This is a genomic window from Mesorhizobium sp. WSM3862, from assembly GCF_002294985.1.
Lineage (GTDB): Bacteria > Pseudomonadota > Alphaproteobacteria > Rhizobiales > Rhizobiaceae > Mesorhizobium.
In genome coordinates this window covers 36,031-53,899 of sequence record NZ_NSGE01000014.1, presented here as the reverse complement: position 1 = coordinate 53,899, position 17,869 = coordinate 36,031, and the positions used below count along the sequence as shown (strand labels likewise).

The following is a 17,869-nucleotide window of genomic DNA, read 5'->3' as shown; positions in this document are numbered from 1 at the left end:
TGACCATGGCAAACGCCTGGAGCAACTGGTCGGGTTTCGTGAACGCCGCGCCGAAGCTGATCGCCACGCCAGCCGATGTCGGCGAGCTGGCCGATCTGGTGCGTTCCGCGCCCGGTCCGCTGCGCGTCGCCGGCGCCGGCCATTCCTTCACGCCGCTGGTGCAGTCCGACGGCACCATCATCTCGCTGGCGAAGATCGAAGGGCTGGTTTCGCATGACGCCGCAGCCAATCGGGCACGCGTGAGGGCAGGCACAAGGCTTGGCGCGCTGATGCACATCCTGCAGGACATCGGCCAGGGCCTGCCCAATATGGGCGACATCGACAAGCAAGCGATCGGCGGCGCGCTGGGCACCGCGACGCATGGTTCCGGCCCGACGCTCGGCGCCTATCATACGCAGCTCGAGACGGTGCAGTTCGTCGACGGGCAAGGCAAGCTGCGCGAATACAGCCGGGCGGGCGACCAGGATATGATCCATGCCACCGGCGTCGCGCTCGGCGCTTTCGGCGTGCTCACCGAAGTGACGATGAACAACATCCCGACCTACCGGCTGCGGCGCCGCAAATGGGTGTTGCCGATCGGCGAAATGCTGCGCGACTTCGAGACGATGATGGGCGCACACCGTTCAGCAGAGTTTTATTACATCCCGTTCTCCGGCCATGCGCAGTTCATCGCCAGCGATCTCAGCGACGCTCGGCCTTCGCCGCGGCCGACCGAGGATGACGAGGAGGGCCTGGCGACATTGCGCAAGCTGCGCATCGTGCTGCGCCGGCTGCCGGCGCTCCGCCGGGCGCTGATCAAGGGTGCGGTCAAGAAGGTACCGGCCGAGGATTATGTGCAGGACTGGCTCAACGTCTACGCCAGCGACCGTCGCACCAAATTCAACGAGATGGAGTATCACCTGCCTTACGAGGACGGTCCCAAGGCGCTGGCCGAGATCATCGCGCTGACCGAAAAGCACTTCCCGGAAGTCTATTTCCCGATGGAAGTGCGTTCGGTCGCCCCGGACGAATTCTGGCTCTCGCCCTTCCACCAGAGGCTGACCTGCTCGATCGCCATTCATCACGACGCGGCGAACGATCCGCTGCCCCTCATGCGCGCGGCCGAGCCGATCTTCCGCAAATATGGCGGGCGGCCGCATTGGGGGAAGATGCACAGCTTGACGGCGGCGGATTTCAAGAAACTCTATCCGCGCTGGGATGACGCAATGGCGGTGCGCCGCGACATCGATCCTGAGAACCGCTTCGTGTCGCCCTATATGGCCGGCCTGTTCGGCATCCAACAATGAGCGCCTATTTCGCCGAGCTGTCGAAGGCGCTCAAGGCCGCCGAAATCTTTCGGCCCTGCCTGGTGCTCGACCGCGACCGGCTGGACGCCAACATCGCGCTGGTGAAGCAGAGGCTGGCGCCGGGTCTTGCCGTGCGGTTGGTCGACAAGTCGCTGCCTTGCCTGCCGCTGCTTTTGCATATCTCCAAGTCGCTCGAAACCGGCCGCTTCATGACCTTCCATCCGCCGGTGACGCAGGCGGTGCTCGACGCCTTTCCCGCGGGCGATCTCCTCTATGGCAAGCCGATGCCGGTGGGTGCTGCGAAAGCGGCGCTGGCTCGAGGCGGCGCCGACTGGTGGTCGCGCGTCTGCTGGCTGATCGACACGCCGGAGCGCCTGTCCGAATACGGTGCGCTCGCCGCAGCGTTCGGCACCGAACTGCGCTTCGCCTTCGAGGTCGATGTCGGCCTGCATCGCGGCGGCTTTTCCAGCCCTGCCGAGATCGGGGCGCTGGCCATACCGAAGGGCCTGCGCTGCGAAGGCATCATGGCCTATGAAGCGCATGCGCCGGAAATTCCCGGGCTGTTCGGCGGCGCGGCCGGCGCGCTGAAAAAGGCCTCGGCGAAGGTTGCCGAGTTCGTCGCGGCCCTCGATGCGGACCAGCGCCGCATCCTCAACATCGGCGGTTCCAAGACGGCGCTGCTGCATGGCGGCGGCGTGGCCAACGAAGTGTCGATCGGCTCGGCCTTCGTGCTGCCCCGAGACTTCGACACGCCCGGCCTCGACGGCTTCCGGCCGGCCGCTTTCATTGCGACGCCGATCCTGAAGGCGCTCGATCCGGCGCTGCCCGGCCCGGCGGCTATCTCCCGCACGCTGCAGGCGCTCGGCCTCTTCCCGAAGAAGGCCTGCTATCTCTATGGCGGCAAGTGGATGGCCGAACCAGTGTTCCCCGCAGGCATGAAGCCGAACGGCCTGATCGGGCTGTCGTCCAACCAGCAGTTCATGGGGCTCCCGGCGGGCGCGGAGGTGAAGCCCGGTGACTACGCCTTCCTGCGGCCGACACAGAGCGAGGCGGTGCTGCAGCATTTCGGCTCGCTCGCGGTGTTTGCCGGTGGGCGGATTGTCGAGTTCTGGCCGGCGCTGCCGATGGGGTAAACGGGCGCGCCAACTGTCTTCGATCCTTCGCGCCCCCCTCTGTCCCGCCGGCCCAAAGAAGCTCGGCACAACCATGTTATTTGACTCAGTCAACTAAATGGTCGATCCTGTCCGCGACAGGAGGAACTCCCCATGACTATCCACGATCACCCCGGCAACAAGCGCATCGATGCCGTGCGCGCCTTCAACCGATTCTACACCCGCCAGATCGGCCTGCTCGACGAAGGCCTCCTGAAGAGCCCGTTCTCGCTGACCGAGGCGCGCGTGCTTTACGAGCTTGCCCATCGCGACGGGCTGGTCGCCAGCGACCTGGTGCGCGACCTCGGCCTCGACCCCGGCTATGTCAGCCGGCTGCTGAAAAAATTCGAGGAGCGCGGCCTGGTCGAACGCGCCGCCACGGAGGCCGACGCGCGGCGGTCCTCGATCGCGCTGACGCCCGCGGGCAGGGAGGCCTTCGCGCCGCTCAACCAGGATTCGCACGACCAGGTGCGCGCGCTGCTCGATCGCCTGGCGCCGACCGATCAGGAGCGGCTGGTCAAGGCGATGCGCACGGTGCAGGACCTGCTCGGCGACAAACCCGAACCCAAAATACCCTATATTCTGCGGCCGCTGCAGGTCGGCGACATCGGCTGGATCACGCATCGCCAGGGCCTCATCTACGCGCAGGACTATGGCTGGGACGCAACCTACGAGGCGCTGGTTGCCGAGATCCTCGGCGAGTTCGTCAAGAACTTCGTTCCGCAATGGGAGAGCAGCTGGATCGCCGAGCGCGAAGGCGAGGTGGTCGGCTCGGTTTTCGTCATGCGCAAGTCGCCCAAGGTGGCGAAGCTCAGGCTGCTCTATGTCGAGCCGTCGGCGCGCGGCCTCGGCATCGGCCGGCGGCTGGTCGACGAGTGCATCGCCTTCTCGCGCGCCAAGGGCTACAAGACGCTGACGCTGTGGACCAACGATATACTGGGCTCGGCCCGCCGCATCTACCAGGCGGTGGGCTTCAAGCTGGCCGAGGAAGAGCGCCACCATTCCTTCGGCAAGGATTTGGTCGGCCAGACGTGGAATTTGGAACTGTAGCGCCTTTTCCTTCTCCCTTGTGGGAGAAGGTGGATCGGCGCGCAGCGCCGAGACGGATGAGGGGTGTTCCAGGGAACGCCAAGCGTCTCACTCCGCTGGAACACTGCTCATCCATCGCCTTCGGCGAGACCTTCTCCCGCAAGGGAGAAGGAGAGGGGCAGCGTCTCAACCTTTGATCGGCACCCAGACCTCCAGTCCGCCATTGCCGCTGCGCGGATCGAATTCGGGGCCGTAACGCTCGAAGTCCGGGGCGTCGGCGATCTCATGTCCGGATGCAGGCAGCCACTTGTTCCAGATGGTGTTGACCGTGCGTCGGATGGTCGAGATGTGCTCGCGATGCGCAAACACGGCATATTTCTGCGCCGGCACTCGAACCCGGTAAAAATCGTTCGGCAGATCGGAGAACTCCGACACCTCGACGCCCGCGACATAGTCGAAATTGCCGGCATCGTCGGCATTGGTGCAAACGCCGTAGGCGACGCCGGGCACCTCGCCGGGAATGTTGCCGATATAGGGTCCGAAGCGCTGCCACAGCATTGGGATGCCGGCGCTGGTTTCGCAGCTGTAGCGCTCGCCGAGCCCGGCGATGAGGAACGGCCGGCTGGTCTCGAAGCGCGGCGGCTCGAGCGCGGTGAGAAGCGAACTGTCCATGAGGATGGGCTCCACGAGGTCGAGGTTTTGGGTCGAGCCTCCAGCGCGCACCAGTTCCGGCGTGGTGCCGAACTGGTCGCGGAAGGCCCGCGTGAAAGCCTCATGCGAGCCGTAGCCGGCATCGAGCGCGACCGCCAGGATGTCGCTCGCGCCGCCGGCGAGCTTGCGCGCCGCTTCGCTGAGCCGCCGCGCCCGCATATAGCCCATGACCGACCGGCCGGTGGCGGCGCCGAAGGCGCGCGTCACATGGAAGCGCGACACGCCGCTGCTTGCCGCGACATCGTCGAGCGAAATCGCATCCGGCAGATGGCTTTCGACAAACCACAGCGCTTTCTCGGTCGGGTTCATACGGCTCCTCTTCGCATTGGCCGGATCATGGTGCCGTCTCTCGGAGCACTCAGTTTGATCGAAATTGCGCATCCCGCAATCCATTCGCCGATCGACACGGTTTGCGCGTGGACCACGGCACAGGCGCTAAGCGCTTGCGTCGATTTGGAAAATTCCCCCCAATAATAGTCAGCTCGGCGTTCGATCGCTCAATTGACCGCCGCAAAGGCTGCGGCATAGGTAGCGGCTGCGCAAAAGGATCGGATAATCGGTGAGTGGCCGCTGCCACGAGCCAACCTCCTGATGTGCTGGGTTTGCAAGACGCTGCATCAATGCAGCGCCTTGGCGTCTGTGGGGCGCACAGCATCGAGAAGTTTGGGTTGCGCCAGGTCCAGGGACAGGCGTGGGGGTGACTTGTGACGTTCAATTTTGCCGAAACTGTTGCGCATTGTGCGCCGTCCCGAGGGCGTGCGTGCAAGGGATTGGCCATTCTGACCGCCAGGTTCTGCGTTGGGCTGCTGATCGGTCTGGCGCTTTGGGTGGCAACCGTAGTTGAAAGCCGCGCCCAGTCGAGCACTCCATCGATCACTGTCACCTCGCGCCCGGCCCAGTTCCGCTTCGTTGGACAGGTGATGAAGCTGACCTTCACAGCCTATTCCGGCAACAGGGTGTTCACGACCGCGACGGTCGACCCGCGTGGTCTCGGTCCGAATGTGCCGGACTGCGAGAGCCCGCCGCAGCAAACCGGCGCCACCTTCACCTGCACCTCGACCTATACCGTGACCCCGCTCAACATGGCGTCGGGTTCGTTTTCCGGCGCGCCGATCCTCAAATGGACCGCACCCAGCGGCAGCAGGACCGGCGCCAACTTCACCGTGCCGCTGGCCCCGCCGGACACCAACCCGCCGAACCTTATCCTGCCGTCCAACATCACCGTCGGCACAGACACCGGCAAGCCGACAGCCGTCGTCAACTACGCCGTCAGCGCTGTCGATCCCGAGGACGATGTCGCGGATCTGCTGTTGACCGGCGGGCTCGCCTCCGGCGGCACCTTTCCGCTCGGCGTCACCACGGTCAGTTACTCAGCGACCGATCCGTCCGGCAACGTCACCAACGGTTCCTTCACGGTCACCGTCGAGGATCGTGAAGCCCCGGTGGTGAGCCTTCCCACCGACATCAGCGACAACGCGCCAGCCGGTGCGACGGGCCAGGCCGTGACCTTCACGGCGACCGCCGCCGACAATGCCGACCCGAATCCGACCGTCTCTTGCGCGCCGGCCTCGGGCAGCACCTTCGCCATCGGGGAGACCACGGTGAGCTGCACGGCCAAGGACGTTGCGGGCAACACCAGCGCGGCCAAGACCTTCAAGATCACCATCAACGACGTGACCCCGCCTGCATTGAGCGTGCCTGCCGACATCGCTGCAAACACCGATCCCGGCAAGCCGACGGCAACGGTCACCTACAGCGCGACGGCCACCGATGCCGGCGATCCAGCGCCCGTTGTCAGCTGCCTGCCGGCCTCCGGGAGCGCCTTCGCCACGGGCGAAACCACCGTTTCCTGCACCGCCAGGGACGCCAGCAACAACATTGCCGGCCCAGCGACCTTCAAGGTGGCGGTCAGCGACCACGAAGCGCCGGTGGTGACACCGCCTGCGGACATCACCGTCGGCACCGATGCCGGCGTCGCGACCGCTGTCGTCACCTATCCCAATGCCACGGCCAAGGACAATGTCGACGGCGATGGCACCGTCACGCCGGTCGTCGCCTCGGGCAGCCTGCCTTCCGGCAGCATCTTCCCGCTGGGCACAACCACCGTCTTCTTCGATGCCACAGACGCCGCCGGCAACACCGGTACGGCAAGCTTCAAGATAACGGTCAACGACACGGAGGCGCCGACGCTGAGCCTGCCCGCCAACATTGTCGTCGCCACCGATCCCGGCAAGGCCGGCGCCATTGTGACCTACAGTGTGTCGGCGACCGACGTTGTTGATGGTGCCGTCACGCCCACCCAGACGAGCGGGCTTGCTTCCGGCGCCGAGTTTCCGGCCGGCACGACAACCGTCACCTTCACCGCCACCGACAAGCAAGGCAACACCAGCTCGGGATCGTTCACCGTCACCGTGCAGGACCGTGAGGCTCCGGTGGTGAATGTTCCCGCCAACGTCACCGTCAACACCGAGACCGGCAAGAACACCGCCACTGTGACCTACAACGTCTCGGCCACCGACGCCGCTGGTGGTGCTGTCACGCTCACCCAGACAGCGGGGCTGGCTTCCGGCGCCAGCTTTCCGGTCGGCACGACAACCGTCACCTGGACGGCCACCGACAGTACGGGCAATGTCGGTTCTGGGTCCTTCATCGTTACCGTCGTCGACGCCGAAGCACCGGAGCTGACAGTGCCGGCCAACATCGTCGTCGACAGCGATCCCGGCAAGGCCAGCGCCACCGTGACCTACAGCGTGTCGGCGACCGACGCGGTGGACGGCGCGGTGACACCCGTGCAGATTGCGGGGCTTGCTTCCGGCGCCAGCTTTCCGGTCGGCACGACAACGGTGACCTTCAGGGCGACCGACAGCCGGGGCAACGCCAGCGATCCGAAGTCTTTCACCGTCACGGTGACCGATAACCAGGCGCCGGCGCTGAACGTGCCAGCCAACATCAGCGTTTCCACCGATGCCGGCAAGCCGACAGCCAAGGTAACCTACAATGTGTCGGCGACAGATCTGGTCGGCGGCGACGTGCAGCCGCAACTGGTCGCTGGCCTTGCCTCCGGCAGCGATTTCCCGATAGGCACCACGACCGTGACCTACAGGGCCATTGACCAGCAAGGCAATGCGAGCGCCGAACGATCGTTCACCGTTACCGTCGCCGATGGCGAGCCGCCGGTGCTGACCGTGCCGACCAACATCACCGTCACGGTGGCCTATGGCGAGACCTCGGGCACGGCGAATTGGGCGCCGCCGACCGCCACCGACAATTCGCAGGGCACAGTCAGCACGACCCAGATTGCGGGCCTTGCCTCCGGCAGCAGCTTCCCGCTCGGCACCACGACCAACACCTTCGAGGCCAGGGACGCCGCCGGCAACACCGCCACGGCCTCGTTCACGGTGACTGTCAGCACAACGCAGCCCGGCAACGTCACCTTCCTGGTCAACTCGCCTGCCGACGGCAGCTTCGGTTTCTCCTCGCCCGAGCCGGCGCTCAATGTGGCGGTCAACAGCAGCGGCGGCCATGGCTCTTCCGGCGCCATCGCACTGGCGCCGGGCACCTACGCGTTCAGCTTCACGGCGCCGAACGGCGTCGACATCGCCTCGGCTCAGTGTTCGGACCCGGGCTCGGCCATCAACGCGGCCAGCAAGAGTGGCAAGCTGAAGGTGGTCCCGGGCGGCAACATAAGCTGCACGATCTCGACCAGCGATTCCGCCGACAAGGCGGTGGCGCTGATCGGCTCGTTCCTGGAAAGCAGGTCCGACATCATCATCGCCAACCAGCCCGACATCGACCGCCGCATCGAACGGCTGACCGGCGCTTATTCGGGCAATGGCGGCATGACCGCCTTCGGCATGCCGATCGGCGGCAGCCAGTTGCCGATCGGCCTGCAGATCGCTGCCGACCGCACCACCTTCGGCTACAGCCTGCAGCGGGCGCAGATGAGCGAGCAGGCCAATGAAGGCACAGACCAGACGAGCGCCGTGGAATCCGGAACCGGCGCGCCCGGCACGCAACTGCCGCTCAGCGCTTACTCCGGCCGATTGCCTTCGGCCAATGCGCCATTCCAGCATGCATTCGGTCCGGACACTGCCGGCTCTGTTGCTGGCACCGAGGCGCCGTCCGACCCGATGGCCCGGCGTTTCGATGTCTGGACGGAAGGCACGATCGGCCGTTTCAAGTCGGGCAGCGGCGACGGCAGCTTCGGCATCGCCCATGCCGGCGTCGACTATCTGCTGAGCCCGGCCGTGCTGGTCGGCCTCAGCCTTCAGGTCGACTGGCTGGACCAGGATCGCGAAGACGGCGCCGCCGTCACCGGCGTCGGCTATCTTGTCGGCCCCTATGCCACGGTGCGGCTCTCCGACCATTTCTATCTCGACGCGCGCGCCGGCTGGGGTCAATCGTTCAACCAGGTCTCGCCGCTTGGGACCTTCAATGACAAGTTCGACGGTAATCGCTGGCTGGCCACCGCAGCATTGATCGGCAGCTTCGACATCGAACGCTGGAAGATCAAGCCTGAAGCGCGGGTGACGATGTTCGAGGAAAAGACCGATGCCTATGTTGACGGTCTCGGCGTCGATGTGCCGTCTGTCGACGTGCGCACTGGCCAGTTCGCCTTCGGCCCCAGCATCAGCACGGACATGCAGTTGGAGGGCGGCCTGGTGATGACACCGTTCGTCGACCTGCAAGGCATCTGGACCTTCATGCAGAACAATACCGCGACAGCGGCGACGGAAACGCCCGGACTGGCCGAGACCGGCTTGCGCGGGCGGGCCGAAACCGGCGTCGCGCTTTCAGCGGGCAACGGCATGTCGATCAACGCCTCGGCCTTCTATGACGGCCTGGGCAGCAGCAGCTACAGCGCCTTGGGTGGCAAGCTGGGGCTGAGCCACAGGTTCTGAGGGCCGACGACCGGATCACTACAAGCCTCGATCAATCCCGACGCGGGCTTGCCCGTCAGGCAAACCGGATTGAATCCCGACCGGCAAATTCGAAAGCCTTGCGCCTGTTGCCGTGACTTGTCGCTTTGCATTTGGCGGGGCAGCGATCCACTGCGCTGGAAGCCGGTTTGATCGAAATTGCGCAGTGCGCAATAATAGCAACGTGCATGCCGGGTTGAGTGGGATCGACTTGGCATTAGCGGCACGCGGGAAGGGGTGTCCCGATGACGACGGCGACGGCCGATCAGGTCTTCCGGTTTGGCGGGTTCACGCTCGACCTCGCCAAGGGAACGCTGCGCGGCATCAACGAGCCGCTGTTCCTGCGGCCGAAAGCCTACGCGCTGCTTTCGCATCTCGCCCGCAATATGGGCCGCGTCGTGCCGAAGTCGGAGCTGATGGATGTCGTCTGGCCCGGCGTCTATGTCACCGAGGATTCGCTCACCCAGTCGGTGCGCGAGATCCGCAAGGTGCTGGGCGAGGACATGGTGCGCACCGTCTCCAAGCGCGGCTATATGCTTGCCGCGGAAGCCGAAGCGGCGCCCGAGATCAGCAGCCAGCCGATCGTGGCGGTGGTGCGCTTCCGCAACGAGAGCGGCGATCCGGCCGACGAGGCGATGGTCGACGGCTTTGCCGAGGATCTCATTAACGGCGTGGCGCGCTTTGGCACCGTGACGGTGCTGGCGCGCAATTCGAGTTTTTCCTTCGCCTCTTTCGGCCGCGCCGAATGGCCGCAGATCCGCGCCCGCATCGGCGCAGACTATCTGGTCGAAGGATCGCTGCGCCGCCAGGGCGAGCATGTCGTGGTGGCCGTCAGCCTCGTCGACATCGCGAGCGCCAGCCAGCTCTGGGGCGACCGCTACCAGTCGCAGGGCGCCGGCCTGTTCGAGATCGAGCGCGACATAGTCGAGCAGATCGTCAGCCGCCTGGTGACGCGGGTCACCAACGCCGGCCTCGAGCAGGCCTCGCGCAAGCCGGTGACCAGCCTTGCCGCCTACGAGCTCCTGCTGCGCGGCTTCGCGCTGCTGCGCGATCCCGCTCAGACCGACCAGCGCGGCGCCGAGGCCTTGTTCGAGGCGGCGATCGCAAAGGATCCGAATTACGGGCTTGCCTATTCCTATCTCGCTTTGGCGCGCTCCCTGGACGGCGAGTTCGGGCGCGCCAGCGATGCTGTCCTGGAAAATGCGCGCGACCTTGCCGACAAAGGGCTGGCGCTGTCGCCCGACCAGCCGACCGGCCACCGCGTGCAGTCGCTGATCCGCCTCTATATGCGCGATCACGAGGCGGCCGAGCATCACATGCGCATCGCCTTGCAGCTCAACCCTTATGACGCCGACAGCATCGAGCAGATGGGCATGCTGCTCACCATGCGCGGCCGGCCGCTCGAAGCGCTGACCTGGCTGGCGCGCGGCATCCGCATCGATCCGTTGCATCCGCACTGGTACCAGTTCGACCGCGCCCTGGCGCTTTACATGATGGGGGAGTACCGGCAGGCGGCGGAAGCGCTGGAGCTCGCGACGCGCCCGGCGCCCTGGATCAGGACGAGGCTGGCCGCCTGCTATGCCCAGATGGGCGACAGGGACAAGGCGCGGCGGCAGATCGCCCTCATCGAGGAGGGCGCTTCCTTCTCGCCGCTCGACTATGCGCTGCACGGCGTGCCGTTCGAAAATCCGGCCGATGCCGAGCATCTCTGCGAAGGCGTCAGGCTTGCCGTCGGCTAAAACATCTCGCCCCGGAAGTGTGCAGCGGTTCTGGGATATCAAAATAAAAACTTAAAGCGCGTCGCCTGAATCCTGTTCAGCGCGACGCGCATTGGGCTGTGCCCGAGCCGCCTCAATCGACGACGACCACGATGTAGCGGCCTTGATAGGGCCGGTAGTAGGTCCGGCCGCAGCGCCAGACGTCGAAGCCGTTGACCTTGGTGCGAACGCAGCCTGCCGGCAGCGTGGCGACCCAGGCGGTGGTGTGCCTCAGCACACGCCATGTCGTGGCGCGCCGGGCGACGCCCGCGGCGCTGTGCGGTGTCCAGGGCGCCCCGATGCGGGCTTCGGCGGTACCGACCAGCGACAGGGCCGGCACGGCCGTGCCGACGATCTCGACGGCGGCGAGGCCGATCCCGAGCAACGCAGCGGCCGAGCGCATTTTCCTGAAAGATTTCACAGGCATTTTCGTTTCTCCTGAGGTTGGTGTTCAGTTCTAGTGGGAGGATGAAGCGGCCAGCCGGGTCGAACCCGTCAGCGCCGCCAGGTGAGCAACCACGAACAGCCAGTGCGCCGCGGTTGTGACGTAGCCGACGACGAGCACGTCGGCAGCGATGAAGAACTGCCAGAACAGAAGGTTTGCCGTTCCGAGCAGCACATGCACGGCAGCCAGCACGGCGTGCCAGTTGCGGGAGTAGGCGATGCGCCAGAGCGTCACGCCGATGATCAGGGCCAGCCCGTGCGCCTCGATGAAGCCGATGCCGGTGCCGGGTGCGTTGTTGAGCAGCACGGCTTCAGCCCCGCGCCCGAAGAACGAGCCGGCAATGTCGGTGGCGAGCCCGCCTGCGGAAGCAAGGACCAGGAAGCCGGCATTCACGCGAACGAGAAGATTTCCAAAGAAGGGTGTCATGATCGTTCCTTTCCGTTTTGGGTGATAAAGGTCGCCACGGCGGCGTTTGGCCGCCGTGGCTGCTGGGAGGGGGCGGCGCTCAGGCCACCAGCGGCTGGGGCTCGGTGGCGGCCGCTGTCGGTTCGGCCGCGGGAGTGCTCTCGGCCGGCGCCTTGATCCCGAACCAGGTGACGTAGAGCGTCGGCAGGAAGACCAGCGTCAGCACGGTCGCCACCAAGAGGCCGCCCATCACCGCATAGGCCATCGGCCCCCAGAACACCGTCGGCGCGATCGGGATCATGCCGAGTATGGCGGCCGCCGCCGTCAGCAGGATCGGCCGCAACCGATGCGTGGTGGCGCTGATCACCGCGGCCCATGGTTCCTCGCCGGCGGCGATGTGCTGGTCGATCTGCGCGATCAGGATCACCGAGTTGCGGATCACCATGCCGATCAGCGACATCACGCCGAGGATCGCGACGAAGCCCATCGGCGCCCCCGAGAGGAGCAGCGCGCCGGCGACGCCGATGATCGCAAGCGGAGCGGTGAGCAGCACCAGCACCAGGCGCTGGAAGCTCATCAGCTGCACCATCAGCACGGTGGCCATGATGAACAGCATCAGCGGGAACACCACGAAGATGCTGGCCTGCGCCTTGGCGCTGTCCTCGATCACGCCGCCCTGCTCGACGCTGTAGCGCGCCGGCAGTTCCGCCTTGAAGGCGGCGATGGCGCTCTCCAGCCGCCGCGTGACCAGCGTGGCATTTTCGCCGGGCGCGACATCGGCCTGCACGGTCACGGTCGGCAGCCGGCCGCGGCGCCAGATCAGCGGCGGCTCGGTCTGGTAGGTGAGCTTCGCCACCTGTTCCAGCGGCACCCGCCGTCCGCCGGACGCGCTGATCGTCAGGCCGCGCAGCGTGTCGATGCTGGCGCGTTCGGTTTCCACCGCGCGGGCAACGATGTCGACGAGGTAGATGTCGTCGCGCATCTGCGTGATCTTCGAGCCGGAGAGCACCGCGTTGATCGTCTCCGACAGCTGCTGCGAGGAGATGCCCAGCGCGCGCGCCCGGTCCTGGTCGACGTCGACCTTGATCACCTTGGCCGGCTCGTTCCAGTCGTAGTTGATGTTGCGCACCGAGGCGTCGCTGCCCAGCACCTGCGCGAACTGCTGCGCCAGGCCGCGCGTCTTGTCCGGATCCGGACCGCTGACGCGGAACTTCAGCGGCCAGCCGACCGGCGGGCCGAGCTCCAGCGGCGTGACGCGCGCCATGACGTCGTCGAAGCCGGTCGACAGCTGCTTCTCCAGCCGGTCGATCACCGCCTGGCGCACGGCGTGGCCCTTGGTAACAACCACCGCCTGGGCGAAGAAGTCGTTGGCGAGCTGTGCGTCGAGCGGCAGGTAGAAGCGGACCGCGCCCTGGCCGACATAGAAGCTCCAGTGGTCGATATCTGGATCGGCGGCGAGCAGCTTCTCGACGCGCTCGACCACGGCATCCGTCGACTTGATCGAAGCGGTGCGCGGCAAGGTGAGGTCGAGCATGACCTCGGGCCGGTCGGACTTCGGGAAGAACTCCTGGCCGACGAAGCCCATCGCCACGACGGAGAGCGCGAACAGTCCGGCCGTCGCCGACAGCACCAGCCACTTCGCCCGCATCGCCATCTCGAGCAGCGCCTGGAAACCGCGGCCGATGCGCGAGGGCTGATGGCTGCCACCATGACCCTTGATGCGATCGGGCAGCAGGAAGACGCCGGTGAGCGGTGTGAACAGCACCGCGACCACCCAGGAGACGACGAGCGCGATCGCCACGACAGCGAACAGCGAGAAGCAGTATTCGCCGGCGCCGCTCTTGGCGAAGCCGACCGGCACGAAGCCGGCGATCGTCACCAGGGTGCCGGTGAGCATCGGGAAGGCGGTGGAGGTATAGGCATAGGTGGCGGCCGAGATCTTGTCGTAGCCTTCCTCCATGCGCGAGATCATCATCTCGACCGCGATCATCGCATCGTCGACCAGCAGGCCGAGCGCGATGATCAGCGCGCCGAGCGAGATGCGCTGCAGCGAGATGCCGAAATACTCCATGGTGACGAAGGTGATCGCCAGCACCAGCGGGATGGCGACCGCCACGACGACGCCGGGACGCCAGCCGAGCGCCAGCAGCGAGACGGCGAGCACGATGGCGATCGCCTCGCCGAGGCTCTTGGTGAACTCGCCGACGGATTCTTCCACCACATGCGACTGGTCGGCGACCAGGCCGAGCTCGGCGCCGAGCGGCAGCTCGGCCTGCATCTCATGCATCTTCTCCTTGACGGTCTCGCCCAGCGCCAGCGCGTCGCCGCCCGAAGTCATCGAGATGGCGATGCCGACCGCAGGCTTGCCGTTGAAGCGGAACATCGGCTGCGGCGGGTCGGAATAGGCGCGCTTGACCTCGGCGACGTCGCCCAGCCGGAAGTAATGGCCGTTGGCGTAGAAGTTGATCTCCTTGAGGCTTTCCTCGGAGGTGAAGCTGCCGGACACGCGGATGGCGATGCGCTCGGGGCCGGCATCGACCGTGCCGCTCGGCGTCAGCGCGTTCTGCGCCTGCAGCGCCTGCGACAGCGTGCCGACATCGAGGCCGAGCGCCGCCACCTTCTGCGTCGAGAATTCGAGATAGATCTTCTCGTCCTGCTGGCCGATGAGGTCGACCTTGGCCACGTCCTTCACCGTCAGCAGCCCGGCGCGCAGGCTGGTGCCGAGATCCTTCAACTCGCGATGGCTGAGGCTGTCGGAGGTGAGCGCGTAGATCAGCGAATAGGTGTCGCCGAACTCGTCATTGTAGAACGGGCCCTGCACGCCGGACGGCAGCGTCGGCTTGATGTCGTCGAGCTTCTTGCGCACCTGGTACCAGAGCGGCTGCACCTGGTCCGCGGCCACCGTGTCCTTGAGGTTGACGAAGACGACGGATTCGCCGGGCTTAGTGTAGCTCTTGACGTAGTCGAGGTCCGGCAGCTCCTCGAGCTTCTTCTCGATGCGATCGGTGATCTGCTCCACCGTGTCGCTGGTGCTGGCCCCCGGCCACATCGTCTTCACCACCATGGTCTTGATGGTGAAGGGCGGGTCCTCCTCGCGGCCGAGGCCGCCATAGGCGTAGAGGCCGGCAAGGGCGGCCGCGATCATCAGGTAGACGATGAAGCTGCGGTGCCGCAGCGCCCATTCGGAAAGATTGAAGCTGGTCATGATGTGGTTCCTTTTCAGGGCGCGCGCAAGCGCGCTCCGCCGGCGCCTGCCGGCTGGCCAAAACAAATGACGGTTTGGGTTCGGTCAGCGCCCGCCGCTTGGCGGGCACTGTCGCAATTCAGGCCAGGCTGTGCATGGTGCCCGGCACACGGTAAGGCGCGCGCTCGGCGGTTCTCGGCCTGATGGCGAGGCCCGCGAGATAGCGCTGGAAGGCGGCTGCCTCCTGGACTGGCGAGGCGAGCGCGACATGGCCGTCCGGCCTCACCAGATAGGCTGCGTCGCGCTGCAGGCCGGCTTTCCCGGCTGCGTCTGTCCAGGCGAAGGCATGCACTGCAATTCCTGTCGGTGCGAGCATCGCCCGGAAATCGCAATTGACCTCGCCATAGACATGGACCTGCCAGTCGAGCGAGCGCAGCGGCTCGAAATTGTCGCCGCCCGCGCCCATGACGTTGCCGGCGACATAGGGCAGACGATCGCCGCCGCTGACCTTGCCCGCCATGCCCGAGCTGATCGGCCCGGCGCGGTACTCGATCGCCGTCTGCGAGATCACGCCGAAGAATGCGCGCGACCCGAACGATGTGTGGAGCCCGATGTTCATGACCTTCGGCATCACGTAACGCCGGAACAGGCCGACCAGCCGCGAGCGGTTGGTGATGAAGCGGAACACCTTGTCGGTGCTTTCGATCAGCTTGTGAGCAAAGGCGATGCGCTCCGGCTCGTAGCTGTCGAGGAGGCGCGGATCGGCACGGCCCTGCACCACGGCGCCTAGCTTCCACGCGAGGTTCACAGCATCGCCCATGCCGGTGTTCATGCCCTGGCCGCCGGCCGGGCTATGGATGTGTCCGGCATCGCCGACGAGGAACACGCGGCCGGCGCGGAAGCGCTCGGCGACGCGATGATGGACGCGATAGGTCGAGAACCAGTTGACCTCCTCGACCGTGACGCCGGTGTCGCGCTCGACATCGGCGCGGATCGCCTCGAAGCTGATCGTCTCGTCGGCCTCATGCGCCTTCGGCACGATGCCAATGAGGCGCAGCGAGCCCGACTGCCGGACCGGCATCACGATAGCGAAGCCATAGGTGCTGATGGTCGTGTCCATGCCATTGCGGGTGACGTTGCCCGTGCCCTTCACGTCGGCGACGTAGAAGGCCTGCTCGTAGGTACCGCCCGGAAAGCCAATGTTCAGCCCATGGCGTACCGTGCTGCGGGCGCCGTCGCAGCCGGCGAGATAGGCTGCGCTGACGGTCTCCGTCTTGCCGTTCCGCGCAAGGGTCGCGATGACCGCGTCACCCTTGTCCTGGAAGGCGACGAGCTCCGTACCGCGCTCGACCTCGACGCCGGCGCGTTCCAGATGCGTGATCAGCACGCGTTCATGGATATCCTGCGGCAGCGCGAAGGCGAAGGAGTAGGGGCTGATGCCGCGGCCAAAATCGGAAAGCGGCAGCCGCGCTGCGACGCCGGCCGGCGTATGCAACGTAAGCCTTTCCAGCCGGATGCCCTCGGCAAGGATGTCCTCGACAATGCCGATCTGGCGATGGAACTCCAGCGTGCGCGCCTGGACGGCGAGCGCGCGCGAGGTTTCACCCGGACCGGTGGCCTTGTCGAAGATGCGGACCGGGACGCCGAGCCTGGTCAGCCAGAGAGCGAGCGTCAGCCCGGTCGGGCCGGCGCCGGCAATCAAGACCTTTGTCTTGGACATGGTCATTTTTCCTCTCCTTCAACGATACGCACTTTTTCGTGTTCCCGCAGCCGGTTCACGCCGGCGGTGACGACCAGGTCGCCTTTGGCGAGCCCGCCGCTGACCACGACACGGTCGGTCTCGTAGCGGGCGACCGTGACCGGCTTGAGCTCCACCGCCGACGAGGCGGACACGACCCACACGGCCGGCTTGCCGTCCTTGTCGAACAGCGCGCTGCCCGGCAGCACCATGACCGGCGCGCCGCCCATCTCGGCGCGGCCGGCGACGCTTGCGCCGAAGCGCATCTCGTTGGGCGCATTCTCGATCGAGACCTTTACCTGGAAGGTGCGGGTCGCGGCGTCGGCCATAGGCGCGATCTCGCGGATGCTGCCGACCGCGGTGATCGCCGGATTGCTGAGCAGCGAGACAGTCACTTTTGGCGGGTGCTTCGTATCGGGTGCGTTGGCGAAGACCGCTTCGGCGATCGAGAACACGGCGTCGCGGCTCTCCGGATCGGCAACCCGCACCACCATCTGTCCGACATTGACCGACTGGCCGGCTTCGGCTCCGGTGGCGGTGACGATGCCGTCGAATTCCGCATGCAGCTCGGTATAGCCGAGCTGGTCCTTGGCCATGTCGAAGGCGATGTTCGCCGACTTGAGCTTGGCCTGCGCCGAACGCAGATTCTTCAGTGTCGCGTCATAATTGGCGCGGGTGGTAAAACCCTTGGCGAGCAGGGCGCCGATGCGGGCCTCCGCGGCTTTTGCCTCGACAAGCACGGCCTGTGCCGCCGCGACCTCGGCCTCGGCGCTGGCGAGCCGGTTGCGATAGTCCTGGTCTTCGATGCGGGCGAGCACCTCGCCCTTCTTCACCGTCGAGCCGATCTCGGCGACGCGTTCGAGCAGCTTGCCCGATATGCGGAAGCCGAGGTCGCTTTCGAGCCTCGGCCGTATCTCGCCGATGGCGATACGGGTATCCGCGCTGAGCATCGGGACCGCCGCGACGGCCTTGACAAGCTTCGTCTCGGCCGCGGCCGGCTTCACGTTCGAGGCCTCGCTTCTGGCGCCGTGCCAGACCATGGCGCCGCCGCAGGCAAGAACGGCGATCGATCCGGCGACAAGGCGGCGCCGCAGCGGCCTGTTATGAAAAAGTGCAATCATGTTGTCTCCATGACCAAGGTTGCGGCCGCGCGGGGAGGATGCGGCGACCGGGAAATCAATTGGCTGGAGGAAATCGGGCTTCGCTGCCTGTCTTTCGCCAGCCCGATCTTCTTGGCGCTTCCG

At 66.0% G+C, this 17,869-nt stretch carries 11 protein-coding genes; 5 read left to right on the top strand and 6 right to left on the bottom strand.

From position 1 onward, the window contains the following. Nucleotides 1–5: 5 nt before the first annotated feature. The 3 genes from CK224_RS28340 (at nucleotide 6) to CK224_RS28330 (ending at nucleotide 3,487) form a co-directional block, all read left to right on the top strand. The gene (locus CK224_RS28340) at nucleotides 6–1,286 is read left to right on the top strand and encodes a D-arabinono-1,4-lactone oxidase (RefSeq protein WP_095784078.1); all 1,281 of its coding nucleotides are present in this window, start codon (nucleotides 6–8) and stop codon (nucleotides 1,284–1,286) included. Then, on the top strand, nucleotides 1,283–2,419 hold the full coding sequence (locus CK224_RS28335) for an alanine racemase (RefSeq protein WP_095784077.1): 1,137 nt from the start codon (nucleotides 1,283–1,285) through the stop codon (nucleotides 2,417–2,419). Before CK224_RS28340 ends, CK224_RS28335 begins: the two co-directional genes overlap by 4 nt. Nucleotides 2,420–2,551: 132 nt before the next feature. Continuing rightward, on the top strand, nucleotides 2,552–3,487 hold the full coding sequence (locus CK224_RS28330) for a bifunctional helix-turn-helix transcriptional regulator/GNAT family N-acetyltransferase (protein ID WP_095784076.1): 936 nt from the start codon (nucleotides 2,552–2,554) through the stop codon (nucleotides 3,485–3,487). A gap of 165 nt (nucleotides 3,488–3,652) precedes the next feature. Here the strand turns inward: CK224_RS28330 and CK224_RS28325 are convergent, their stop codons facing one another. After that, nucleotides 3,653–4,486: an AraC family transcriptional regulator gene (locus CK224_RS28325; RefSeq protein ID WP_095784075.1), complete on the bottom strand. Its 834-nt coding sequence runs from the start codon at nucleotides 4,484–4,486 to the stop codon at nucleotides 3,653–3,655. Nucleotides 4,487–5,004: 518 nt separating this feature from the next. Here CK224_RS28325 and CK224_RS28320 point away from each other — a divergent pair. Together CK224_RS28320 and CK224_RS28315 are read left to right on the top strand one after the other, a co-directional pair. Continuing rightward, nucleotides 5,005–9,078: an HYR domain-containing protein gene (locus tag CK224_RS28320; RefSeq protein ID WP_141245888.1), complete on the top strand. Its 4,074-nt coding sequence runs from the start codon at nucleotides 5,005–5,007 to the stop codon at nucleotides 9,076–9,078. Nucleotides 9,079–9,341: 263 nt separating this feature from the next. Continuing rightward, entirely contained in the window at nucleotides 9,342–10,835 is a 1,494-nt protein-coding gene (locus CK224_RS28315; RefSeq protein ID WP_095784073.1) for a winged helix-turn-helix domain-containing protein, read from the top strand. 112 nt (nucleotides 10,836–10,947) lie between these two features. Here CK224_RS28315 and CK224_RS28310 read toward each other — a convergent pair whose 3' ends face one another. From CK224_RS28310 to CK224_RS28290, 5 genes are all read right to left on the bottom strand, one after another. After that, complete coding sequence (locus CK224_RS28310; RefSeq protein ID WP_095784072.1) at nucleotides 10,948–11,280, bottom strand: hypothetical protein; 333 nt, start codon at nucleotides 11,278–11,280, stop codon at nucleotides 10,948–10,950. A 30-nt stretch (nucleotides 11,281–11,310) separates the two neighbouring features. Next, the gene (locus tag CK224_RS28305; RefSeq protein WP_067324856.1) at nucleotides 11,311–11,724 is read right to left on the bottom strand and encodes a hypothetical protein; all 414 of its coding nucleotides are present in this window, start codon (nucleotides 11,722–11,724) and stop codon (nucleotides 11,311–11,313) included. Nucleotides 11,725–11,803: 79 nt separating this feature from the next. After that, on the bottom strand, nucleotides 11,804–14,908 hold the full coding sequence (locus CK224_RS28300; RefSeq protein WP_095784071.1) for an efflux RND transporter permease subunit: 3,105 nt from the start codon (nucleotides 14,906–14,908) through the stop codon (nucleotides 11,804–11,806). Nucleotides 14,909–15,026: 118 nt separating this feature from the next. Further along, the gene (locus CK224_RS28295) at nucleotides 15,027–16,607 is read right to left on the bottom strand and encodes an FAD-dependent monooxygenase (RefSeq protein ID WP_176478042.1); all 1,581 of its coding nucleotides are present in this window, start codon (nucleotides 16,605–16,607) and stop codon (nucleotides 15,027–15,029) included. 2 nt (nucleotides 16,608–16,609) lie between these two features. Continuing rightward, nucleotides 16,610–17,746 carry an efflux RND transporter periplasmic adaptor subunit gene (locus tag CK224_RS28290; protein ID WP_245426288.1) on the bottom strand — a complete coding sequence of 379 codons (1,137 nt, stop codon included), beginning with the start codon at nucleotides 17,744–17,746 and terminating at the stop codon, nucleotides 16,610–16,612. Nucleotides 17,747–17,869: the final 123 nt, after the last annotated feature.